We start from the raw sequence: 22,559 nt of genomic DNA, 5'->3' as shown, positions 1-22,559 counted from the left end.
CGCTATCTCCGCACGTGGAGAGATGCGGCGGGCTGACGGCCGCGCAAAGGATGAAGCAGGGCATTCCACGAGAAAGGAACCCGACGTGTCCTCCACACCCCCTGCCATGCGCGGAGATCTCAAGGAAGAGCCCGCCGCGCCCCCCATCGGCGCGCTGACCAACTGAAAGGAAGGGACATCGATGGACGTGAACGCACAAGCGAAGGCCGGGACGCGCGAGTGGCTGGCTCTGGCCATCCTGGCCCTGCCCACCCTGCTCCTCTCGCTCGACATGAGCGTGCTCTACCTGGCTCTGCCGCACCTGAGCTCACAGCTCGGCGCCACGCTCACCCAGCAGCTGTGGATCACCGACATCTACGGCTTCGTCATCGGCGGGCTCCTGGTCACCATGGGCCGGCTCGGTGACCTCGTCGGACGGCGCAGGCTGCTGATCATCGGCGCCGCCGCCTTCACGGCCGCGTCGGTGCTCGCCGCCTACTCCACCAGCGCCGAGATGCTCATCATCGCCCGCGCGCTGCTCGGTGTCGCCGGCGCCACCATCATGCCGTCGACGATGTCGCTGCTGATGAACATCTTCAAGGATCCCAAGCAGATGGGCACCGCACTCTCGGTGTGGATGGCCTGCTTCATGGGCGGCGTCGCGCTCGGGCCCGTGATCGGCGGGGCCATGCTGGAGAACTTCTGGTGGGGGTCGGTGTTCCTGCTCGCCGTGCCCATCATGGGGCTGCTGCTCGCGACGGGACCCGTACTGCTGCCCGAGCACCGCGACCCCAACGGCGGCCGGCTCGACCTGCCCAGCGTCGCACTGTCGCTCGCGGCCATCCTGCCCTTCGTCTACGGGCTGAAGGAGCTGGCCAAGCACGGCTGGCAGCTGTGGTACGTCGTGGCCGTCGTGGCGGGGCTCGCCTTCGCCGTGGCGTTCGTCCGGCGGCAGCGCAAGCTGGAATCTCCGCTGCTCGACCTGCGGCTGTTCAAGCAGCCGATCTTCCGGGCGGCAGTGTCGATCATGGTGCTCGGCGGCGTGGTCAACGGCAGCTTCTTCCTGGTCAGCATGTTCCTGCAGACCGTGGTCGGCCTGTCGCCGCTGACGACGGGCCTGTGGGTGGTGCCCTCGACCGCGGCCACCATCGCGAGCGTGCTCCTGTCGCCCATGGTGGCGCGGAAGCTGCGCCCGGGATACGTCATCGCGGCCGGCTTGGTGATCATGGCGATCGGCTACTTCGTGCTGAGCCAGGTCGACACCTCCTCGGGTGTGGGCGTGGTGCTGGCCGGCCTGGTCATCGGCTCCATCGGCGCGGGGCCGATGGGCGCGCTCGGCAACGCGCTGATCTTCGGTTCCATCCCTCCCGAGCAGGCGGGATCCGCCTCCGCGGTCTCGGAGACCGGCGGCGAGCTGGGCATCGCGCTGGGCATCGCCACGCTGGGCAGCATCGGCACCGCGGTCTACAGCGTCCAGATCGCCGGGACCCTGCCCCCGTCCCTGCCGCCGGCCGTCGCCGACACGGCGGGCGAGGGCATCGCGGGCGCGATCAACGCGGCCGGGCAGGTGGCCGGCCCCGTGGCCACCGACCTGCTCGCCGCCGCCCGCGAGGCCTTCACCACGTCGGTGAGCGTCGCCACGGGCGTCAGCGCCGTCCTCGCCCTGGCGCTGGCCGTGGTCGCGGTGATCACGCTCAGGAAGGTGCCGCCGACCGGCCAGGGAGAGGAAGCCGAGCAGGCTCCCACAGAGGAGCCTGAATCGGCCAACGTCTGACCCGTTCCGAATTGATGAGATCCATGGGAGACCACAGTGGAAAGACGCTGCCCCGTTCTCGACACCACCGGCCGTGACATCCATACGGAAGCCGACATCCTGCGCGCCCAGGGTCAGGCAGTCCAGGTGGAGCTCCCCGGAGGAGTGCTCGCCTGGTCGGTCAACAGCCATGAGGCGATCAGGCATCTGCTGGCCGAGCCGAACGTCACCAAGAGCGCGCGCAATCACTGGCCCGCGTTCATCAACGGGGAGATCCCGCCCGACTGGGAGATGATCAGCTGGATCGCCATGGACAACATGGTCACCTCGTACGGCAAGGACCATGTCAGGCTGCGCAGGCTGGTCGGCAAGGCGTTCACGCCGCGCAGGACCGAGGCGATCAAGCCGCGCATCACCGCGCTCACCGATCTCCTGCTGGACGCGCTGTCGGCCACGGAGCCCGGTGAGGTCGTGGACCTGCGCGAACGCTTCGCCTACCCCCTGCCCGCCATGCTGGTCGCGGACCTGATCGGCATGTCGGAGGAGGCGCGCGCGGCGACCGCCAAGGTCATCGACATGATGGTCGACACGACGGTGACGCCGGAGCAGGCGCAGGGGATCCTGGCCGGGTGGCGCGGCGCGATGGAAGAGCTCATCGCGGAGAAGCGCGCCCATCCGGGCGAGGACATCACCACCGACCTGGTGACGGCGCGTGACGGGGACGGTTCGCGGCTGTCCGAGGTGGAGCTCACCGACACGATCTTCGCGATCCTCGGCGCCGGCTCGGAGACCACGATCAACTTCTTCGACAACGCGATCACCGCGCTGCTCAGTCACCCCGAGCAGCTCGAACTGGTCAGGTCGGGCCAGAGGACGTGGGACGACGTGATCGACGAGACCCTGCGGGTGGAGTCGCCGCTGGCGCACCTGCCGCTGCGGTACGCGGTCACCGACATCCACCTCGACGGCGTCACGATCCCGCAGGGCGACCCCATTCTCATCAACTACGCGGCCGTGGGCCGGGACCCGGCGCTGCACGGGGCCGACGCGGGCCGTTTCGACCTCACCCGCGACAACAAGGAGCACCTGTCGTTCGGGTACGGCCCGCACTTCTGCCTCGGGGCCTCGATCGCCAGGTCGGTGGCCACGATCGGGCTGTCGTCGCTGTTCTCCAGGTTCCCCGAGCTCAACCTGGCGGTGGACCGGCGGGAGCTGACGCCGCTGCCGACGTTCATCATGAACGGTCACCGCGCGCTGCCGGTGCGCCTGACCGCGCCCGTCCCCGCGACGGTGTCGTAAGACGAAAGCACAAGAGCCTCCGCGCCGGTCACGGGGCGGAGGCTCTCGTTCGTTCAGGCGGCGGCGACGCCGGAGTCGGGCTGGGCGAGCCACCACGGGTTCGCCCTGGCCCACTCGATGGTGCGGGTGATGCCCTCGGCCAGCGAGGTCGTCGCCCGCCAGCCCAGCAGCCGGCTCGCCTTGGAGCTGTCGGGCACGCGTCGCGGCACGTCCTCGTACGCGGGTCCCAGCGCGGCGCGCGTGTCCACCTCCACGGTCACCGCCCCGGTCAGCGCCGCCACCGTGGTGATCGCCTCCCGCACGGTGGTCTCGGTCATGTTGCCCAGGTTGAACACCTCGCCGGTGCCGCCGTGGTCGCCGGCCAGCACCGCGCCCGCCACCGCGTCGTCGATGAAGGTGAAGCACCTGGTCTGCCCGCCGCCGTCGTACAGGGCGAGCGGCTGGCCGTTGAGCGCCCGGTGGATGGTGCGGCTGAGCACGAAAGCGGGCCGCTGCCCCGGGCCGTAGGCGTTGAAGAACCGCACGATCGTGGCGTCCAGCCCGTGCTGGCGGCAGAACGCCAGCGTCAGGTGCTCGGCCATGGCCTTGGCGGAGGAGTAGGTCCAGCGGTCCGCGGCGGTCGAGCCGAGCACCCGGTCGGCGTCCTCCGCCCACGGCACGGCGGGGTTCTTGCCGAACACCTCGCTGGTGCTGGCCACCACCACGCGGGCGCCGATCGCGGTCGCCCGCTCCAGCACGTTCCTGGTGCCCTGGAAGTTGACGTCGATCACGTCGAGGGGGCGCGCCAGATACCGGTCCACCCCGACCTCGGCGGCCAGGTGGTAGACCACGTCCACCCCGGCACCGATCGCCTCGGCCAGCCGGGCCTCGTCGCGGATGTCCCCGGTGACCGTTTGCACCTGGGGATCGGGCTCGCGGTCGAAGACCGTCACATCGTCGCCACGGGCGAGCAGCCGCTCCACCAGGTGCCTGCCGATGAACCCGGAGCCGCCGGTCACGACCACCCGTGCGCCCGCCACGTCAGCCGGCCCTCTTGCCGGACGGGGCGCTCGGAAGCGGCCGGCCGAAGTACGGCGAGCTCTTCGGGCCGACCCTTACCCGTGAATGGTTCACCGAAACCCTCTGATGGTCAGCTGGAAAACGCATGAGACGCTCCCTGAAAAATGGCGTGACTTAACAAGAAGAACAGCACGGCCGGCTGCCGGAGCGCATCTCCCGAGTTGCCGGACAACTCGCAATGCAGGAGATGCGCGGTGAAATTCCGTGACTGATCCTGGTTGAATGAACGAGTAGTTCGTGAGGAGCGCTACATGCGAATCATGCTCACCGTGTGGCCGCAGGCGTGCCACCTTTATCCGGCCATACCGTACGCGCAGGCGCTGCAGCTGGCAGGGCACGAGGTCGTCGTGGCCTGCCCGCCCGGCGCGGCCGACGACATCGTGGCGGCGGGCCTGACGGCCGTCACGTGCGGCGAGCCCGAGACCGGCGGGTGGGTCCGCCCCGACCTGCCGCCCGACCCCGAGGAGATGGAGCAGCTCGCCACGGCCCTCCAGGTGACCCCGCAGGAGCGCGACGCCTGGGACGTGTACTTCCAGTACTACCTCATGGGCGTCAGGTTCCAGCTGCCGCCCGTGCCCAGTGAGCAGAACAAGGCCGTGGTGGAGTTCGCCCGCGCCTGGCGGCCCGACCTGGTGCTGTGGGACCCGTGGTTCCCGGCCGGCGCGGTCGCGGCCAAGGTGAGCGGCGCCGCGCACGCCAGGGTTCTGGAATGCGCCGACTACAGCGGCTGGGCCGTCGAGCTGTACGCCAGGCAGAGCACGCCGCCCCCCGTCGACCCGCTGGCCAGGGCGATCCGCCCGCTGGCCGAGCACTACGGCGTCGAGGTGGACAAGGAGCTGCTGGTCGGCCAGTGGACCATCGACCCGCTGCCGCGCGAGATGCGCCTGTCACGCGACCTGGCCTCGGTTCCCGTGCGGTGGAGCCCGTACAACGGCGGCGCCGTCAAGCCCTCCTGGTTGTACGCCAGGCCGGAGCGCCCCCGCGTGGCCCTGTCGGTCGGCCTGTCCACCAGGACCTACCACAAGGGCGAGTGGCGCGCCCCGAAGATCTTCGAGGCGGTCGCCGACCTCGACGTCGAGCTGGTCGCCACCCTCAACGCCGACCAGCTCGAAGGCATCTCCTCGATCCCCTCCAACGTCCGCACGGTGGACTACGTCCCGCTGCTGCAGCTCCTGCCGACCTGCTCGGCCAGCATCAACCACGGCTCCAGCGGCACGTTCTGGGCCTCGGTCGCGGCAGGTCTGCCGCAACTCATCGGCGACACCGACGACCGGCAGCGCGTCGTCGTGGTCGACGGCGAGAACAGCAAGATGGCCGAGCGGAACATCCTGTCCAAGCTCGCGCTCGGCTACCTGGAGTCGCGCAACGCCGGCCTGCGCCTCGACCACCAGACGCAGTCGGTCGAGGAGATCAGGAACGCGATCGTCGCGGTCCTGGAGGACGCCACCTACCGCGAGGGCGCCGCCGCCGTGCACAAGGAGTGGCTGGACCGGCCGAGCCCGTCGGAGATCGTGCCCGTCCTGGAGAAGCTCACCTCGATGCATCGCTGAAGCTCATAGGAAAAGGGCCGCGGACTTCCGCGGCCCTTTCCCATGTTGTCAGCCGTGCAGCTTGACCACGGCCTCCATGTCGGCCGCCGAGTAGTCGCGCCCGGCCCGCATCTCTTTGAACGCCTCCACGCTGAGGCTGGTCGGGGGGCTGTTCTCCGGGTCGCGGAATCCGGAGGTCAGCGCGTACTCGTTGTAGGTGTCGAGCAGCTGCTGCGCCTCCACGGTGGCGAAGGCGAAGCGCTTGGCCGGGTCGGCGCCGTGGGCGAGCACGTCGCCGAACGCCCTGGTCATCACGTCCTGGTTGCCGGCGAAGTCGCCGAACAGCGCGCCCTCCGAGGCGGGGATGCCGCTCTGGCCCGTGGGGAAGCGCATGACGTGGTCGTAGGCCAGCCTGTGGTGCGGGTTGCCGTCGTACCAGCCCTCCTCCTCCAGCAGGGCGTGCGCCGAGTAGGTGAGCGGCAGGAAGCTGTTGGCCTTGTGGCGCTCGGCCGCGTTGCGCGGGCTGTGCAGGTACATGAGGAAGGCCAGCGCGCCCTCCCGTGTCACCTCGTCCAGCCCCTCGGCCATCCACAGCGCGGTGCCGGCGATCGCGTTGCCCACGTACGGCACGCTCTCGTCATAGGGGAAGATCCCCGTCTCGATGCCGAAGCCGTTGTCCTCGGCCGCCCTGAACATGTAGTTGACGTCGTTGGATGAGGAGATCCTGATCGCCACGTCCCGGTCGGCGAACGTCTTCAGGGTGCCCGCCCAGTCGGGGATCTTGCCGGTGTAGTGGTAGTGGCCGTTCCTGTGCAGGCCGCGCCACCAGTCCACCCAGTGCAACATCTCGGGCGAGGCCAGGTCGGCGACCGTGCCCCGGCCCGTCCGGCCGTTGTGCTCGTTCACGATCAGGCCGCCCTGCGTGGCGAGCGCCTGCTGGATGAACGTGCCGTGGTTGGACCACGTGATCGCGTGGGAGGGGCCGTCGCGCAGCGCCGCCACCCTGTCGCAGACCTCCTCCACCTCCTGCCAGGTACGCGGCAGGCTCTGCACGCCCGCGCGCCTGAGCAGGTCGGTGTTGGCGTACAGCAGGCTCGTGGTGCCCACGGTCGGCATGCACGTCAGGTCGCCGTCGAGCGTGTAGTAGTCGCGCAGCGGCGCGATGATGTCGTCGAGGACGACCCGCTCGCCGAGCACCTCGCTACGCCCGCCGATCGCCTTCTCCACCGAGGCGAACAGCGGCCGGCCGTCCTGCCCGCGGGAGTCGCGCGCCACCTGCGTCATGTAGAAGTAGTACTCCGACAGAGCCGGGACGTGCCCTTCCGCGGCGGCCTGCGTGACCTGCCTGGGAAGCTGCCAGAAATCCTTGCCGCGCACCAGGATCTGGTATCCGGGGTGCAGTTTCTCGAAATCGGCGGCCTGCTGATACCACCTGTCCATCCAGCCGGGGAACGTCAGGTCGGGGACCCATACTTCGATCGGAATCCTGTTCTTCATGAACCCATGGTTGACTCGTCTTTTCCCCGCCGCATCTCCGCTATTGCGCTGGATTTGTTCCCGCACGCACGGAGATGACCAAGCGGAGCGCCCGGTGTGATGCTGAAAGGCGTTTCGCGCGAAGGGAATCAGGAAAATGAGCGTTGACACCACGTACGCGTCATCCATGCTTCTTGAGGAGTTCGCCGGCGCGGGGCCCGACGGGCTCGACGCGGCCTACGCGCGGCTGGTCGGCGCGCTCTGGGCGCCCGGCACCGCACAGGACGAGACTCTGTGGGACGGCGGCACGCTCACCGAGCGCGCGCCGGCGGCGATCCCCGACCTCATCGCCGCACTGGACGGGCTCGACGCCGGCCGCGCCGGTCGGCTGCTGATCCTGCTCGGCCTGATCGCGGAGGCGGGGCAGACCGACGCCGTGCGGGCCGGCCTCGACCGTTACCTGGCTCTGGCGGACGGGGCCACGCCCGCGCTCGGCCAGGCGCTGGCCTACCTGCTCGCGCACTTCCCGCAGGACCGCGACAGGGTGCTCGGCGTCGCCGGCGGGCTCGGCCTGGACTCGGGCGACCGGTCCAGGTTCGACCGGTGCCTGACCATCATGGACGCCGGGCGCACCGGTCTGGGCCGGGCGTGGCCCGCTCCGGACGTCTGGGAGCTGACCACCGAGGAGAAGGCCTTCGACCGGGCGTGGATCGGCGCGCTCACGCAGGAGCAGGCCGAGATCAACTGGCGCAACGACTCCAGGACCGTGTGGGGCTACATGGGGCTGAAGGCGTACTGGTACCTGCGGCACGGGCCGACGGTCACCACCCCTGGCGCGCAGCCGCCGCCGGAGGGCGCGACCAGTGATGCGCCTCGGCTCGACCTGTTCGGGCCGCACGCGGCCGCGCTGGCCTGCCCGTCCTGCCGCGGCCCGCTCGACGTCGGCGAGAGCGCCGTGCGCTGCCCGGCCTGCGCGGTCGGCTATACCGCCTCGCACGGCATTCTCGACCTCACCAGATCCGTGGGCGACGACGCCGACGAGGCCACGGCCGACCTGCTGAAGAGCCTGGCCGAGATGCCCAGCATGGGCCTGTACTACGAGTCGCGGCTGCGCCCCGAGTTCCTGCGCGTGGCGGGCGGCAACTGGGGCGGCGCGGTCACCCTGGCGGACGAGGACGCCTACATCGCGCGCAGCATCCGCCCCGTGGACGGCCCCGTCCTCGACCTCGGCGCCGGCGCGGGCCGCTGGACCTCCGTCGTCGCCGCGACCGTCGGCTCCGACCGGCTGCTGGCGCTCGACCTGGGCCTGCCGATGCTGAACGTCCTGCGCCGCCGCGTGCCCGAGGTCCCCGCGGTACGCGCGAGCGCGCTCGACATCCCGCTCGCCGACGCCAGCATGGGCGCGGTGGTCTGCTGGAACGCGCTGCAGGCCTTCCCCGACGAGGCGGCGACCGCGATCGCCGAGGTGGGCCGCGTGCTGCGCCCCGGCGGCACGTTCACGCTGATGACGTTCGTGTGGGACGAGGACCCCGTCGTCCGCCACTTCCAGGCCGCGCACTACTTCCCCAGCAGGCCGGCCGGCATGTTGTTGTTCGAGCGCGAGGAGCTGGAGCGCTGGCTGGCCGCGGCGGGCCTGGTGGTGCTCGAAAGCTCGGGACCGGAGTCGTTCTCCTTCATCACCGCGCAGCGGGTGAGCTGAATGCGCGTCGCCAGGCCGGGCGAGCCCGGCTACGCGGCGGCGACCGCGGTCTTCGCCCTGGGCGCGGTCCCCGAGCCGGTCGCCGCCGCCGTGGTGCGCACGGTCGACGAGGTGCGTGAGGCGATCCGGCACGCCCACCGGGAGAACCTGCCGGTCCGCGTGCACACCACGGGCCACTGGGCGGAGGCGGCCAGGCCCGTGCGCAAGGCGTTGCTGCTGCGGACGGAGATGGACGGCGCGATCGAGATCGACGCCGACCGCCGCGTGGCGCGCGTGCCCGCGGGGTCCCGCTGGGGCGCGGTGGTCAAGGCCGCCGCCGAGCACGGGCTCTCGGTCGCGCACGGCTCCTCACCCACCGTCGGCGTGGTCGGGTACCTGCTCGGGGGCGGGCTCAGCTTCTACGGCCGGCACGTGGGCCTGGCCGCCAACAGCGTGCGCGCGGTGGAACTGGTCACGGCGGACGGCGAGCTGCGCAGGGCCACCGAGTACACGCCGGACAACGACGACCGCGGGGCGGCCGCCGCGGACGCCGAGTTGTTGTGGGCGCTGCGCGGCGGCGGGGGCGGGTTCGGGGTCGTGACGGCCGTGGAGATCGCGCTGTTCCCCATCGCGAAGGTGGTGACGGGGGCCGCGTGCTGGCCCGCCGTACACGCGCCCGAGCTGTTGCGGGCGTGGCGCGAATGGACGCTGAGCGCCCCGCGCGAGGCCACGACCACGGTGCGGATACTCAACCTGCCGGACCTGCCCGAAGTGCCGCCCATGTTGTCCGCGGGACCCGTCCTGTGCGTGGACGGCGCCGTGCTGGCCGAGAAGGGCGACGACGTGGGGACCGCGCGAGCGCGCGCGGAGGACCTGCTCGGGACCCTGCGCGGCATCGCCGAGCCGGTGCTCGACACCTGGCAGACCACCGACCCCGCGGGCCTGCTCGACACGCACATGGACCCGTCGGACCCGGTCGAGGTCATCGGCGACCACCTGCTCCTGGACGAGCTCGGCGACGACGGCATCGAGGCGATGCTCCAGGTCATCGGCGCCGGCTCCGGCTCCCCGCTGATCGCTGCGGGCCTGCGGCAGCTCGGCGGCGCCTACGGCGAGCCGAACCCCTCAGGAGGCGCCCTGAACCATCTGAGGGCCCGCTACGCCTACTCCGGCGGCGGGGTGCCCGGACTGTCCGGTACGCGGGAGGAAATCCTCTCCAGGCTGCCCGTCGTCAGGGCCGCGCTCACCCCCTGGGACACCGGCAGGACAGCGCCCACGTTCGTGGAGCGGTTCGACCAGCCCCAGCGGCACCTGGACGCCGAGACCGTGGCGGCCGTGGACGCGGTGCGCACGCGGGTGGACCCGGACGGCCTGTTCCGCGACGACGTGATGCCGGGCGCGACCCAGAGGTGACCGGACGACGAAAGGCCCCGCCATCGGGCGGGGCCTTTTCCGTGGGGGCTCAGAGGATGCGCACTTCTGGGACGTAGACGATCCACCGGCCGGTGAAGCCGCTCTCCTTCGCCATGATCTCCTTCGCGTGGTTCCAGGCGAACAGGACGGCGTAGTCGGGGCTGTCCTCGGCGAAGACCGAGGGCGGCACCACGGGAATGTGCGACCCCGCGACGACCCTGTCCTGCTTGGACGGGGTGGAGTCGCAGACGTAGGGGATCAGGTCGGTGCCGATGCCGCAGTAGTTGGTCACCGTGGTGATCTTGGCGGGCGCGCCGTACCCGGCCACGCGCTTGCCGTCGGCCCGCAGCTCGCGCAGCAGCGCGGTCAGGTCCTCGCGCACGCGCTCGGCCCTGCGGGAGAGGTCCTCCAGCGTGGCGTGCCGGTCGAGCCGCCGCGCCCGCTCGTCCGCCAGCAGTTCGGCCACGGCGGGCGCGGGCGTCCGCGCGCCGCGCTTGGCGAGCGTGTAGCGCATGGAACCGCCGTGGATGGCCAGCGGTTCCGCGTCGACCAGCTCAAGCCCGAACAGCCGGGCCGCGGCGCGGATCGAGCTGACGGAGAAGACGAAGGAGTGCTCGTCGTAGAACAGGTCGAAGGCCGTCTGCTCGACGACGGCGCCGAGATAGGGCTCCTCGAAGACGAACACGCCGTTGGGGCCGAGCAGCGTCACCGCGCCCTTGAGCACCGAGTCCAGGTGGGAGATGTGCGCGATGACGTTGGCGCCGAAGATGACGTCGGCGGGGCCGTGCTGGGCGCGGATCTCCCCCGCCGTCTCCTCGTCGAAGAAGCTCGACAACACCCGCACGCCCTTGGACTTGGCCAGCGCGGCCACCTCCTGGGAGGGCTCGACGCCCAGGTGCCGCAGGCCGGCATCCGCGATCGAGGCCAGCATCACGCCGTCATTGCACCCGATCTCAACGATGAACGGGTCGAAGCCGGTCAACTCGGTACGGAGCAACCGGCGCGCCACCCCGGCGAAATGATCGCTGTGCACCGTGGAGTTGGACGCTCGATAGGGATACTGGTCGTGATATCTGACTTCCTGCGGGATGTCGGCCATCAATTGCACCATCGCGCACGAGTCACACATCCCGACGAGCAGCCGGTAAAAGAATTCACCGGCCAGGTCATCGGCCTTCGGAAAGGCATTTCCGCGCGGCTGGACCCCGAGGTCCACAGATCCTTTTACCGGGCCGGCGCAAATGCGGCAGGAAGTCTCCATGAAATAACGCTAACACCGGCCCGCGACGGCCCCTTATTTTCGCTTGCGGAACAGCCGCCCGGACATACGACTAGGGGCGCGGCATCCGCCACGCCCCAATCTGGATGTTCGGCCACGTCGGGGAGCTTGCGCTCGGCCCTCGCCCTCATCGCCGTGGACAGCTCCGCCCCTCGACGTGGCCGGACATCCTGCTCTACGACCCGCGGCGCCTGCGTCGCGCGCTCGCGGGTGATCTCAGCCTCGGTGCACTACTTGATCTTCTTGACGTAGTCGCCGAGAGCGTCGAAGAAGAAGCCCCAGCCCTCCTCGGCCCGCGGGATCTCGTCCTCGGGGAGGTTGCCTTCCTGCAGGAAGGTCAGGGTGGTGCCGCCGTCGGTGTCCGACAGCAGGACGGTCACCGTCTCGGGGCCGAGGGCCTGCTGCTCGGCCGGCTCCCTGCCACTGAGGTCGACCAGCGTGTAGACCAGTTTCTCGTTCGGCACGATCTCCTGGTAGACGCCGGCGAAGGGGACCTGGGTCTGCTCGTCGACCACGATCGTGGCCTTCCACTCGCCGCCCGGTCGCACGTCCATGGAGATGGTCTCCAGGGGCGCCCCCCACCAGTGGGTGAAGTGCTCCGGCTCGGTCCAGGCGGAGTAAACCACGTCGCGCGGGGCGTCGAGAACTCGAGTGATCTCTATCTTGCCGCTCGCCGCATCGGTCATCGCGTCTTCCTTTCGTGAGATGCCGGAACACAATTGTTCCGGCTCGCGTGTCGCGGGTCTTATTCAGGAATGCTCAATTCAGCGGCTGTCGACCAGTTCGTCGAGCGCGGGCCGCTGAGCCCCTTCGAGCACGACGTAGGGGTCCTGCATCTCCAGCCACCCCAGACCGGGCGGGCAGCGGTCGTAGCCGAGGAGCCTGCGCACCTCCTCGGGGTACTCCAGCACCCGCTCGCGCGGGATCGCGAGGTACTGGTTCTCCTCCTGCCGGAGGTTGCCGAGGTCGTAGGCGATCGTCATGCCGGTGCGCGGGGTGTCGGTCACGTTGCGCCCGCCACCGTGGTAGACGCCGCCGAGCCAGATCAGCCCCGCCCCCGCCGGCATCTCGGTGGGGATGGCCTCCTCGACGGTCGGCGGCCGCTCGTCGTCCCAGTGGTGGCTGCCGGGGATCACCTGCGTGCCGCCGTTCGCGGCGGTGAACTCGCTCATCCCCAGCATGAGCTGCACCCTGCTGGTGGGGCCAGGGTGGCTGCGCAGGTGCAGCGCGTCGTCGCGGTGCAGCGGCTGCTTGCCCTGCCCCTTGTGGATCTGGACGAGCTGGGTGGCGCTGATCTGGATGCTCGGCACCATTTCCTGCCGGGACCTGCCGATCCACATCGGGATCGGCCGTTGCATGATGGCCCTGGCCGCGCCCAGGTAGAGGCGGTGCGCGACCACGGGAGTCAGCCGCGTCGTGCGGGCGAACAGTGACGACACCCGGCGGGTGCGCAGGCCGTCGTACCAGTTGTCGCTGTAGTCGTGGACCTCCAGCGACGGCCCCAGATCGGTCCACAGACCCGCGAGCGTCTCCTGGTCCACGAAGTCTTCCACGATGACGGCCCCGTCCCTCTCAAGGACCGCCACCACGTCGTCGAGATCGGCGTCAGACCTGACTCTGGTCAGACTCGCCACGGTCATCACCTTTCCTTTGAATCAGGGTCAGCGCACCAGCACCGGCGTACTGGGCTCCACGGTGCCCTTGCCGAGCTTGTTACGCAGCCGCAGCGCCGGCCGCTCGACCGCGTAGTAGCTCACGACCGCGGCGGCGAAGGCGCTGCCGTGCACGAGCAGGAGCGCGAGCGGGAGGTTCGTGGTCCCCCACAGGTTCCACACGTAGATGGCGGGGATGTGCCACAGGAACATCGCGTAGGAGATACGCCCGATGAACTGCAGCGGCTTGATGGTCAGGACGGCCGCGATGAACCGCGAGCGTACGTCGGGCACGGTCAGCGGCGCCAGCAGCAGGAACACGATCAGCAGGTCGATCGGCTGGTTGAACAGCACGACGCCGGTGCTCGGGGGGTTGGCCGTGCCCTGGTCGCCCATCGGCGAGAAGCAGTAGAGGACCGTGATGCCGAACGCGACCAGCCAGGTGCCGCCGGGGAAGCGGGCGATCAGCCGGTACGGAGCCAGCCAGCCGCCGCTCTCGGCGGAGGCCGACAACGTCGCCAGTGCCATGCCGATGGCCAGGTAGCCGAACCAGGCGATCGGCCAGTTGGCCAGCGTGGCCTGCGGGCCGAGCGACGGGTCATGGCTCCAGGCGCTGAAGGCGTAGCCGATGACGATGATGAGGGCGATCGGCAGCAGGATCCTGCGCGCCTTGGCCGCCGGCGTCGCCGCCCCGGCCGCCAGCCGGTGGAAGAACCAGGCCAGCAAGGGGAGCAGCGCGTAGAACGCGATCTCCGTGGCCATGCTCCACGTGGACTCCATGCCGAGCGGGATGCCGCCGGCCGTGTAGACGTGCTGCATCGTCAGCACGCGCACGGTGTACCAGAACCCGGTGACCTGCTCCGTGCCCATCAGGAACAGCGGCGTGAACAGCGCCACCACGGCGAGCAGCCAGTACGCGGGGAAGATGCGCAACGCGCGCCGCCACGCGTAGGAGCCCAGTTTGTAGGTCTGCTCGGCCCCCGCGATGCTCCTCAGCGCGAAGGGCCGGTAGAGCAGGAAACCTGACAGGGCGAAGAGGATCGGCAGGGACTCACGGGTGAAGCGCTCCAGCACCACGGCGAGCATGCCGTTGCCCGGCTGGTCCGCGTACCCGATCTGGCCCGCGGCGAAAGACGAGTGAATGGTGATGACCGCCAGCACCGCGAGTGCGCGTATTCCCTGGAGCTCGGGAAAATACTGGCCTCTGGTTTCACGGGCAGGCCGGGGATCGCCGTTAATAGTGGCTGTCATAGGGTCGCTCCTCGAGGTTGAACGGCCCTCTCAGCTTGGTCGGCCCCGCCGGGCGCGCGCATCTCCAGAATTGCCGTCATCTCGGCGACGCGATCTCGTACGAAGAAGTGGTCGCCGTCGAAGACCCGCAGCCCGCGGAAGTCGGCGGTGTGCTCGCGCCACTCCGCCATGCTCTCCGGCGGCGCGACCGGGTCACGAGTGCCGCAGAAGGCCGCGACGGGCACGCTCAGCGGCGGCTCCGCCCGGTAGGTGTAGGACGCGCACAGCGTGAAGTCGGCCCTGGCCACCGGCAGGGTGCGCGCCAGCGCGCCGGGGTCGTGCGCGATCTCGTCGGGGAGCCCGCCCAGCGCGCGCAGCGCCGCGGCGAACCGCTCGTCATCGGCTCGCGGGTCGGGCTGCACGACGGCGCCGCGCACCGGCCAGGCCGCGACGGCGAGCAGCTCGGGCCGGCGCCCGCCCCCGGACTCCAGCTCACGCACCATCCGGTAGCCGAGCATGGCTCCCATGCTGTGGCCGAACACGACGTACGGCACGCTCTGACCCGCCAGCTCGGCGGCCAGGGCGCGGGCGGCGGTGTCGCAGTCGGTGTGGGCGGGCTCGCGATGCCGCCCCGGCCGTCCCGGCAGGGTGACGGCACGCAGCTCCACCCAGGGCGGCAGATGCCGCGTCCACGAGCGGTAGGCCGACGGGCCGCCGCCCGCGCAGGGCAGGGCGTAGAGGTGGAGCCTGGCCGACGGTCTCGGCTCGAAGGCCAGGTACCACGGGGGTTTCCTCATATCAGCGCGTGCCCGATCAGCTCTTTCATGATCTCGGTGGTGCCGCCGTAGATGGTCTGCGCCCTGGTGTCGACGAACGCCCGCGCCACGGGAAGGTCGCGCACCACTCCGTAGCCGCCGTGCAGTTGCAGGCAGCGGTCCACGACCTTCTGGCACAGCTCGGTGTTCCACCACTTGGCCATCGCCGCCTCCTCCGCCTCCAGCCGGCCCGCCGCCTCCTCGGCCACGCACCGGTCGGTGAAGGAGCGGGCCACGGCCACCGCGGTGGTCAGCTCGGCCAGCAGGAAACGGTTGTGCTGGTGGCCGCCGACGGGCAGGCCGAACACCTGGCGGGTACGGCAGTGCTCAAGCGTGTACTCCAGCACCCGTTCGGCGGTGGCCAGCGCGGAGACCGCGATCATCATGCGCTCCCTGCGCAACGTGCGCATGAGATAGGCGATGCCCTTGCCCTCGCGGCCCAGCAGGTTGGCGGCGGGCACCTCGACCTCGTCGAAGAACAGCTCCAGGGTGTCCATGGCGCGCATGCCGATCTTGTCGAGCGCCTGCCCGCGCGCCAGCCCCGGCCTGTCGGACTCCACGGCGATCACGCTGAGTCCGCCGAGACCTTCGCCCGTGCGGACGGCCACCAGCAGCAGGCCGGCCAGCGCCGCGTTGGTGATGAAGGTCTTGCGCCCGCTGATCACGTAGCTGTCGCCGCGCCGGACGGCCCTGGTGCTCAGCCTGGCCACGTCGCTGCCCGCGTCGGGCTCCGTGATGGCCACGGCGGTGATCAGCTCTCCTGTGCAGAAGCCGGGCAACCAGCGGGCGCGCTGCTCGGGCGTGGTGAGCGTGCGCAGGTAGAGCCCGGCGATCTCGTTGTGCAGGGACAGCGCGGGCGCGTGCACGCCGGCGCGGCCCAGCTCCTCCGACACGATCACGTGGTGGAGGTAGTCGGGGTCGCCGCCGCCGCCGTACTCGGCGGGCACGTCCATGCCGAGCAGCCCGACCTCGCCCGCCTTGCGCCACACGTCCCTGTCGGCCGCGCCCTGCTCCTCCCATCGGCGGTAGTGCGGCTCGATCTCCTTGCCGATGAAGGTGCGCACCAGCTCGCGGAAGGCCTCGTGGTCCGCGGTGAACAGCTCACGCCGCATGGTGCACCGCCGGCAACACCGTCCACGAGGGGACGATGTCGCGCATCCGGTTCATCATGACCTGGCAGTAGCCCGCGTTGTAGTCGAGGCTGCGCTGCTTGGGGTAGGGCATCTTGCGCCGGCCGACGTGGTCGACGCGGAGCCGTACCACGCCGGACTCCGGCAGCTCGGGCAGGAGATCCAGCAGCGCGGCGGCATCGCGCGGCAGCTCGGCGACGAAGGTGAACCGGTCGCTCTCGATCACCCGCAGGTGCTCGAGGGGCACGCTCGGGGCGACCACCGACTCCCGGTAGACGTACGGCCTGGCCAGGAGGTCCAGCTCGAACGCCATGCGCACGCCGGGCAGATCCAGCCAGCCGTGCTCGCGCAGGAACCCTTCGAGCAGCAGGTCCATCTCGCCGCGGTGGGAGTGCAGGACGTAGTGCAGCACCTTGCCGATGTTGTTGATGTCGTAGTTGCCGAGCGTGGCCACGGAGTGGGCGAAGAACCGGCACGTCTCGGTGTCGGTCCTGGTCTTGAAGTAGTCGGCGGCCAGCCGCAGGAAGTCGGTGTAGGTGCACACGCCGGTGCGGTCGAGCAGGCGCGCGACGTGGCGGGCCGACTGGGCGTTGTAGAGGCTGATGACCGCGTAGTAGAACCAGGAGCCCTCCTTGAACTCCTCATGGGAGACCCATTTCGTGGCGACGACCACGTCGGCCTCGGCGACCTCGTCGTCCACCCGTACGGTGACGACACCCAGCTCCTCCTGCTGCCGGTACATGGGCGTGTTGCGGAGCAGGAGCTGGGGATAGGAGACCACGGCGTCGGCGCCGGTCGCGCAGAGCTTGCCGATGCCCTCCTGGTAGGACTGCAGCGTCTCGCCGGGCAGCGGCCAGATCAGCTCCGTGTACGAGCTGATCTGCTTCTCCTTCAGCTTGGCCTGCAGCTCGACATAGGTGGACTCCTTGATGTTGGCGCGTTGCACCAGCTCAAGGGCCTGAGGGCTGGTGGTCTGCAGGGAGACGGGCTGGCTCGTCAGCATGCCGCCCTCGACCAGGATCTCGGTGATCTCCGTGACCCGGTCGGGACGGTTCTTGGCGGCCTGGATCGCCACCATCGACGGGTAGCCGTTGCGCTCCTTGCACTCCACCAGGTGGCGGGTCAGCTCGACGTCGCGCGGCAGCGCGCCCCAGTTGGCGTCGGCGACGAAGATGCTCTCCACGCCGTGCTCACTGATCCACGACAGGTCGGCCTTGACGCGGTCCAGCTCCCACCGGTGCACCTTGTCGTTGGTGGCCGCGCCCCAGTAGCAGTAGGAGCACCGGTACGGGCAGCCTCTGTTGGTCTCCACGACGGCGAAGGTGTACTCGCCTCCCTCGAACACGCCGGCGGCGAACGGCGAGGGGATCTCGTCCAGGTCCTTGATGCGGTCGGGCTGCGCCGTGGTGACCAGCTCGCCGTCGGACCAGAAGCTGACGCCGGGCACCTGGTGGAAGTCCCGATCGCCGGCCACCTCGCGCAGGAACGCGGTGAACGGCTTCTCCCCCTCGCTGTTGCACACCAGCACGTTCCGCGCCGACGGCTCGACGTACTCGGCGGCGTGATGCATCACCTGCGGGCCGCCGAGGATGATGTAGGAGTCGGGCCGCAGTCTGGCCAGCTCGTCGAGCAGCGCCTTCATCCTGCGCATGTTCCACAGGTAGCAGCTCAGCCCATAGACGTCGGCGTCCTGCTCGACCAGGTCGGACACCAGCTTCTCCAGCGGCGTGGTCACCTCGACCGCGTGGATGGAGAAGTCGAAAGCGCCGGCCACCTCGGGGTCCTGCTGCGCGTACGCCTGCAGGTAGCCGGAGGCCAGTGGCAGTGTGTTGGGATAGACCGTCAGCTCTACCAGGCAGGTCTTCATCACGCTCACGTTCCCGGGCTCGCGGCGCTGACCGATGCGGCCAGCTCGTGCAGCACGTCATACTCGAACAGGTCGTCGGCCACCATGCGCAGCCCACGCTGCCTGGCACGCGAGGCCAGGCGGATGGCGAGCAGCGAGTCGCCGCCGCTCTCGAAGAAGCTGTCGTCCCTGTCGACGGAGCTGACCTGGAGCACCTCGCGCCACAACTCGGCCAGCATGCGCTCGGTGTCGGTGCGGAAGCCACCGCTCTCCGCCGCCGGCTCGGCCGGTTCCTGTGGCTGGGCCAGCGCCTTCCTGTCGACCTTGCCGTGCGGTGTCATCGGCAGCGCGTCGAGCACGACGACCACGCCGGGCACCATGTAGTCGGGGAGTTCCCGCGCCAGGTCGCGCCGCACCTGTACGGGGTCGGGCCGGTTCGCCGGATCGACCGGCACCACGGCGGCGACGAGCTGCTCGGCCTGCTCGGCCTTGACCACCACGGCCTCGCGCACCTCGGGAAGATTCCGCAGCGCCGACTCGACCTCGCCGGGCTCGACGCGGAAACCGCGCACCTTGACCTGGTCGTCCGCCCGGCCGGCGAAGGCGAGACCGCCCTCGGGCAGCTCGCGCGCCAGGTCGCCGGTGGCGTACATGCGGGACGCCGGATCGACCGGGTCGGTCATGAACCGCCGCGCCGTCAGCTCGGGCCTGTTGAGGTAGCCGTGCGCCACGCCGGTGCCGCCGATGTACAACTCGCCGACCGAGCCGGGAGGCACCGGACGGCGCTCCTCGTCCAGGAGATAGGCGCGCATGCCGGGCAGCGGATGTCCGATCGGCGGTGTCCCGCCGTCAGGTCCCACCTCGGCGTACGTGGCCACCACGCTGGTCTCCGTCGGCCCGTAGAGGTTGAACACCTTGTACGCCAGCCCGCCGGGCGGCCGCCTGCGCAGCTTCTCCCCGCCGGTCAGCAACACCCGCAGCGAGCCGCCCACCTGCTGGTCGAGCAGGTCGGACGCGAGCACCGTGGTCAGGAAGCACACCGTGATGGCCTGCGTGGAGATCCATTCGGCCAGCGCGTCGGACGAGCCGGGCAGCCGGCCCTCCAGCAGGTGCAACGTGGCTCCCGCCGCCAGGCACGGCCACACCTCCAGCGCCCAGGCGTCGAAGGAGGGCCTGGCGAGCTGGCTGACGCGGTCACCCGGCCGGACCTCGAAGGTCCGCTGGTGCCACTCCGCCAGGTTGGCGATGCCCTCGTGCGGCACGAGCACGCCCTTGGGCACGCCCGTCGAACCCGAGGTGTACACGACGTAGCAGAGGTCGCCGGGCGTGATCTCGGGCCCTTCCCGCAGGGCGGGCACGTCACCGTCCCACGCCCGCTCGATCGGCAACACGTCGGCCGCCGCGTACCGGGCGGCCTCGGCCTCCCGTGCGATCACCAGGCGGGCGCCGGAGTCGGCGATGACGCCGGCCAGCCGGGTGTCCGGCTCGTCCACGTCCACGCCCACGTACACGCCGCCCGCCATCAACACGGCCAGCGCCGCCACCACGAGGTCGGGCGAGCGTTCGAGCGCCAAGACCACCATGGCGCCCTTGTCCACCCCCCGCTCACGCAGCACACCCGCAAGCCGTGAGGCGCGTTCGTCGAGTTCGGAATAGGTCAGCACCTCGCCACCGCTGACCACCGCGTGCTGATCCGGCTGCACCTGCGCCCACCATCGCACTCCCGCGGAAACGACGGCGAACGGGCGAGTCGCCGTTGCGGAGCTCGATCCGGTCAATTGTGCCTCCCGTGGCCACGTTTATTCGCCTCATGGTCGCCGGGTCACCGCGCTTTTCGCATCTCATGAATTGCCCAGAGATCTGCGCAACGGAAAAGGTGCCCCTGCGGCCACAGAATGACATGGTCCTGTTACCGCGATTTCTGGGAGAATGCGGAGCCGTACCATGACGCTGACCCACGGGCCTTTACTCGACGAGCAGACCGTGGCCGCCTATTTGCGGCGCATCGGCGCCCGGCGGCCGGACGAGCCGACCTCGGCCGCGCTGCGCGACCTGCACGACCGCCACGTCCTGACCGTGCCGTTCGAGAACGTGGACTTCCATCTGCGCGAGCCGATGGGCATCGGCGCGGGCGCCATTGAGAAGGTCGTCGCCAGGCGGCGCGGCGGCACCTGCTACGAGCTGAACGGCGCGTTCTTCGAGCTGCTCCGCGTGCTGGGATTCGACGCGGAGGTGCTGGCCGGGCGGGTGGCCGACGGCGGCGAGCTCGGGCCGATCATCGGGCACATGGCGCTGCGCGTGCGCACGACGGACTCGCCGGACCCGTGGCTGGTCGACGTCGGCTACGGCAGAGGCGCGCGGCTCCCGCTGCGCTGGGTGACGGGCACTCCGCAGCAGGACCCGCACGGCGCCTTCGAACTCGCCGAGGCGCCGCACGGCGACGTGGACCTGCTGCGTGACGGCCGCCTCCAGTACCGGCTGGAGGACAGGCCGCGGCTGGTGGCCGACTTCGAGACCATGTGGTGGTGGTACCAGCACTCGCCGGAGTCCCCGCACCTGCGCAACCTGTACTGCACGATCCCGACGGACGACGGCGGCCGGGCCACGCTGAGCGGGACGACGCTGACGGTGCGCGAGAACGGCGCCAAGCTCACCACGGTGATCGAGGACGAGGACGAGCTGCGCGAGACCTACCGCGCCCGCTTCGGCGTGGAGCTGGCCGACCTGCCTCCCAGCGTACGGTCCGCCTCCTAGCGCACGGGCTGACCCTCAGCGCACGGCCTGCCTCCTAGCGCACGGTGACGAGAGCGCGGCGGTCGATCTTGCCGGACGCGGTCTGGGGCAGCGAGTCCACCAGACGCACGTTGTCAGGGCGCTTGTGCGGCGACAGGAGCGAGCGCACGTGATCGCGCAGCTCCTCCGCCGTCAGCTCGCCACGCGGCACCACGTACGCGCGCACCAGCGTGAGCCCTTCGCGCTCGAACCCCACGACCGCGCACTCCACCACGGCGGGATGCGTCAGCAGGCAGTTCTCGATCTCGGCCGGCGCGATCCACTTCCCGCGCACCTTGAGCAGGTCGTCCGCCCTGCCGCTGAAGGTGAAGTAGCCGTCCTGGTCGCGTGAGAACAGGTCGGCCGAGCGCACGGTGTTCGGGGCCACGAAGGTGGCGGCCGACCTGACCGGGTCCTGCCAGTACTCCAGCGCCGCCGTCTCACCCGTGATCTGCAGGCGGCCCGTCTCGCCGTCGGGCACCGGCGCGCCGTGCTCGTCGACCACGCGCACGTCGTATCCGGGGACGGCCTGGCCGAGCGTGCCCAGCCTGGCTTTGCCGAGCCGGTTGCACACGTACCCGTGGAACATCTCGGAGGAGCCGATGCCGTCCATCACCTCGACGCCGAACGTCTCCAGCCACCTGCGGTGCAGTTCGAGCGGCAGGGCCTCGCCCGCCGAGATGCACACGCGCAGGCTGCTGAGGTCCTGGCGGGCGGCGTCGGGATGGGCGAGCATGGCGCTCATCATGGTCGGCACGTTGACCAGGATCGTGGGGCGGTGCTCGGCGATCAGCTCGAAGATCCGCTCAGGGGTGCTCCGCTCGGGGAAGACGATCCCCGCCGCGCCCACCCCGAACGGGAACAACGCCGTGATGTTGTTGGCGTAGCCGAAGAACAGCTTGGGCACCGGCAGCACCACGTCGTCGGGGCCGAGCTCCAGCACGCCCTTGGCGAACCACTCCATGCTCAGCGCGGCGCTGCGGGCGGCCAGCACGCAGGCCTTGGGCTTGCCGGTGCTGCCCGTGGTGAAGCGCCACATGGCCACGTCGTCGGGCGTGGTGGGCGCGGCCTCCAGCACCGTGGGCGCGGCGGCGGTGAGCGAGTCGAAGTGGTGCTCCCCCGCGCGCAGCGACTCCTTGGGGACGCCCACGACCAGGAGGTCGCGGATGCCCGCGGCACGGAGTCTGTCCAGGGTGAACGCGTCGGCGACGACCAGGGCGGGGCGGGCGTACTCGGCGAAGAAGCGGTATTCGTCCGGCTGGAGGTAGGTGTAGACCTCGGCGGTGACCGCGCCGATCTTCTGCACGCCGTACCAGGTGGCGACCGACTCCAGCCCGTCACCCAGCGCCAGCAGCACCCTGTCGCCCCGCCGCACGTCCAGATCACGCAGTACGTGGCCCACCTGGGCGGCCAGCGCCTGGATCCTGCCGTAGGTCACCGGGCCCGCCGAGGTGTGGAGTGCGGTCCTGCCGGGGTCGTTGCCGTCCAGGAAGTGGGCGGCGATGTTGAACGTTCCCGGTAGGTCCTTCGCGTGAATGGTCATGCCGCCATCGTCTGGCGGGCCGCTCCGCCGTACATCTCGCAGATTGCCGCAAGCACGAAGATGCGGTGCGGGGGACCCACGACCGACGCTGAGAGCGATCTGCGGA

Annotated in this window: 17 protein-coding genes; 6 read left to right on the top strand and 11 right to left on the bottom strand. The window is 70.3% G+C overall.

Annotated features, from left to right (window positions below; genetic code table 11):
- The first annotated feature begins 181 nt into the window (after positions 1–181).
- Both ACFPZ3_RS24700 and ACFPZ3_RS24695 read left to right on the top strand, forming a co-directional pair.
- Positions 182–1,753 carry an MFS transporter gene (locus tag ACFPZ3_RS24700; RefSeq protein ID WP_379516584.1) on the top strand — a complete coding sequence of 524 codons (1,572 nt, stop codon included), beginning with the start codon at positions 182–184 and terminating at the stop codon, positions 1,751–1,753.
- A gap of 36 nt (positions 1,754–1,789) precedes the next feature.
- Positions 1,790–3,031 (top strand): cytochrome P450 family protein, encoded by a 1,242-nt coding sequence (locus tag ACFPZ3_RS24695; RefSeq protein ID WP_379516583.1) that lies wholly within the window; start codon positions 1,790–1,792, stop codon positions 3,029–3,031.
- Positions 3,032–3,084: 53 nt separating this feature from the next.
- On the opposite strand, the gene ACFPZ3_RS24690 is transcribed toward ACFPZ3_RS24695, so the two are convergent.
- Positions 3,085–4,050, bottom strand: a complete 966-nt coding sequence (locus ACFPZ3_RS24690; protein WP_379516582.1) for an NAD-dependent epimerase/dehydratase family protein — start codon at positions 4,048–4,050, stop codon at positions 3,085–3,087.
- 291 nt (positions 4,051–4,341) lie between these two features.
- On the opposite strand from ACFPZ3_RS24690, the gene ACFPZ3_RS24685 reads away from it, so the two are divergent.
- A complete protein-coding gene (locus tag ACFPZ3_RS24685) occupies positions 4,342–5,640 on the top strand; it encodes a nucleotide disphospho-sugar-binding domain-containing protein (protein ID WP_379516581.1) in 1,299 nt (432 codons plus the stop codon).
- Between the two features lie 48 nt (positions 5,641–5,688).
- Here the strand turns inward: ACFPZ3_RS24685 and ACFPZ3_RS24680 are convergent, their stop codons facing one another.
- Positions 5,689–7,116 (bottom strand): extracellular solute-binding protein, encoded by a 1,428-nt coding sequence (locus ACFPZ3_RS24680; protein WP_379516580.1) that lies wholly within the window; start codon positions 7,114–7,116, stop codon positions 5,689–5,691.
- A gap of 136 nt (positions 7,117–7,252) precedes the next feature.
- Between ACFPZ3_RS24680 and ACFPZ3_RS24675 the strand changes: the two genes are divergently transcribed.
- Positions 7,253–8,794, top strand: coding sequence for a methyltransferase domain-containing protein (locus tag ACFPZ3_RS24675; RefSeq protein ID WP_379516579.1), 1,542 nt, complete (start codon positions 7,253–7,255; stop codon positions 8,792–8,794).
- On the top strand, positions 8,795–10,186 hold the full coding sequence (locus tag ACFPZ3_RS24670; protein WP_379516578.1) for an FAD-binding oxidoreductase: 1,392 nt from the start codon (positions 8,795–8,797) through the stop codon (positions 10,184–10,186).
- Between the two features lie 49 nt (positions 10,187–10,235).
- Here ACFPZ3_RS24670 and ACFPZ3_RS24665 read toward each other — a convergent pair whose 3' ends face one another.
- The 8 genes from ACFPZ3_RS24665 to ACFPZ3_RS24630 form a co-directional block, all read right to left on the bottom strand.
- A complete protein-coding gene (locus ACFPZ3_RS24665) occupies positions 10,236–11,447 on the bottom strand; it encodes a methyltransferase domain-containing protein (RefSeq protein ID WP_379516577.1) in 1,212 nt (403 codons plus the stop codon).
- Between the two features lie 248 nt (positions 11,448–11,695).
- Positions 11,696–12,151: an SRPBCC family protein gene (locus tag ACFPZ3_RS24660; protein ID WP_379516576.1), complete on the bottom strand. Its 456-nt coding sequence runs from the start codon at positions 12,149–12,151 to the stop codon at positions 11,696–11,698.
- A gap of 78 nt (positions 12,152–12,229) precedes the next feature.
- A complete protein-coding gene (locus ACFPZ3_RS24655; RefSeq protein ID WP_379516575.1) occupies positions 12,230–13,105 on the bottom strand; it encodes a phytanoyl-CoA dioxygenase family protein in 876 nt (291 codons plus the stop codon).
- Positions 13,106–13,126: 21 nt separating this feature from the next.
- Positions 13,127–14,368, bottom strand: coding sequence for an acyltransferase family protein (locus tag ACFPZ3_RS24650; RefSeq protein ID WP_379516574.1), 1,242 nt, complete (start codon positions 14,366–14,368; stop codon positions 13,127–13,129).
- Positions 14,365–15,144 (bottom strand): thioesterase II family protein, encoded by a 780-nt coding sequence (locus ACFPZ3_RS24645; protein ID WP_379516573.1) that lies wholly within the window; start codon positions 15,142–15,144, stop codon positions 14,365–14,367. Before ACFPZ3_RS24645 ends, ACFPZ3_RS24650 begins: the two co-directional genes overlap by 4 nt.
- Entirely contained in the window at positions 15,141–16,274 is a 1,134-nt protein-coding gene (locus tag ACFPZ3_RS24640; protein WP_379516572.1) for an acyl-CoA dehydrogenase family protein, read from the bottom strand. Before ACFPZ3_RS24640 ends, ACFPZ3_RS24645 begins: the two co-directional genes overlap by 4 nt.
- On the bottom strand, positions 16,264–18,159 hold the full coding sequence (locus ACFPZ3_RS24635) for a cobalamin-dependent protein (protein ID WP_379516571.1): 1,896 nt from the start codon (positions 18,157–18,159) through the stop codon (positions 16,264–16,266). Before ACFPZ3_RS24635 ends, ACFPZ3_RS24640 begins: the two co-directional genes overlap by 11 nt.
- Before the next feature lie 5 nt (positions 18,160–18,164).
- The gene (locus tag ACFPZ3_RS24630) at positions 18,165–19,859 is read right to left on the bottom strand and encodes a non-ribosomal peptide synthetase (protein ID WP_379516716.1); all 1,695 of its coding nucleotides are present in this window, start codon (positions 19,857–19,859) and stop codon (positions 18,165–18,167) included.
- A 223-nt stretch (positions 19,860–20,082) separates the two neighbouring features.
- Between ACFPZ3_RS24630 and ACFPZ3_RS24625 the strand changes: the two genes are divergently transcribed.
- On the top strand, positions 20,083–20,892 hold the full coding sequence (locus ACFPZ3_RS24625; protein ID WP_379516570.1) for an arylamine N-acetyltransferase family protein: 810 nt from the start codon (positions 20,083–20,085) through the stop codon (positions 20,890–20,892).
- Between the two features lie 34 nt (positions 20,893–20,926).
- Here ACFPZ3_RS24625 and ACFPZ3_RS24620 read toward each other — a convergent pair whose 3' ends face one another.
- Positions 20,927–22,453, bottom strand: coding sequence for a benzoate-CoA ligase family protein (locus ACFPZ3_RS24620; protein ID WP_379516569.1), 1,527 nt, complete (start codon positions 22,451–22,453; stop codon positions 20,927–20,929).
- Positions 22,454–22,559: the final 106 nt, after the last annotated feature.

This window comes from Nonomuraea insulae, from assembly GCF_042656245.1.
Note: the sequence above shows the minus strand (reverse complement) of the source record. Positions and strands in the feature narration are given on the sequence as shown.

Excerpts from the sequence above, each read along its gene's own strand:
- ACFPZ3_RS24660 (WP_379516576.1), bottom strand. The coding sequence starts at position 12,151 with ATGACCGATGCGGCGAGCGGCAAGATAGAGATCACTCGAGTTCTCGAC.
- ACFPZ3_RS24645 (WP_379516573.1), bottom strand. The coding sequence starts at position 15,144 with ATGAGGAAACCCCCGTGGTACCTGGCCTTCGAGCCGAGACCGTCGGCC.
- ACFPZ3_RS24685 (WP_379516581.1), top strand. The coding sequence starts at position 4,342 with ATGCGAATCATGCTCACCGTGTGGCCGCAGGCGTGCCACCTTTATCCG.
- ACFPZ3_RS24625 (WP_379516570.1), top strand. The coding sequence starts at position 20,083 with ATGACGCTGACCCACGGGCCTTTACTCGACGAGCAGACCGTGGCCGCC.
- ACFPZ3_RS24650 (WP_379516574.1), bottom strand. The coding sequence starts at position 14,368 with ATGACAGCCACTATTAACGGCGATCCCCGGCCTGCCCGTGAAACCAGA.
- ACFPZ3_RS24670 (WP_379516578.1), top strand. The coding sequence starts at position 8,795 with ATGCGCGTCGCCAGGCCGGGCGAGCCCGGCTACGCGGCGGCGACCGCG.
- ACFPZ3_RS24680 (WP_379516580.1), bottom strand. The coding sequence starts at position 7,116 with ATGAAGAACAGGATTCCGATCGAAGTATGGGTCCCCGACCTGACGTTC.
- ACFPZ3_RS24620 (WP_379516569.1), bottom strand. The coding sequence starts at position 22,453 with ATGACCATTCACGCGAAGGACCTACCGGGAACGTTCAACATCGCCGCC.
- ACFPZ3_RS24655 (WP_379516575.1), bottom strand. The coding sequence starts at position 13,105 with ATGACCGTGGCGAGTCTGACCAGAGTCAGGTCTGACGCCGATCTCGAC.
- ACFPZ3_RS24635 (WP_379516571.1), bottom strand. The coding sequence starts at position 18,159 with ATGAAGACCTGCCTGGTAGAGCTGACGGTCTATCCCAACACACTGCCA.
- ACFPZ3_RS24675 (WP_379516579.1), top strand. The coding sequence starts at position 7,253 with ATGAGCGTTGACACCACGTACGCGTCATCCATGCTTCTTGAGGAGTTC.
- ACFPZ3_RS24640 (WP_379516572.1), bottom strand. The coding sequence starts at position 16,274 with ATGCGGCGTGAGCTGTTCACCGCGGACCACGAGGCCTTCCGCGAGCTG.
- ACFPZ3_RS24665 (WP_379516577.1), bottom strand. The coding sequence starts at position 11,447 with ATGGAGACTTCCTGCCGCATTTGCGCCGGCCCGGTAAAAGGATCTGTG.
- ACFPZ3_RS24700 (WP_379516584.1), top strand. The coding sequence starts at position 182 with ATGGACGTGAACGCACAAGCGAAGGCCGGGACGCGCGAGTGGCTGGCT.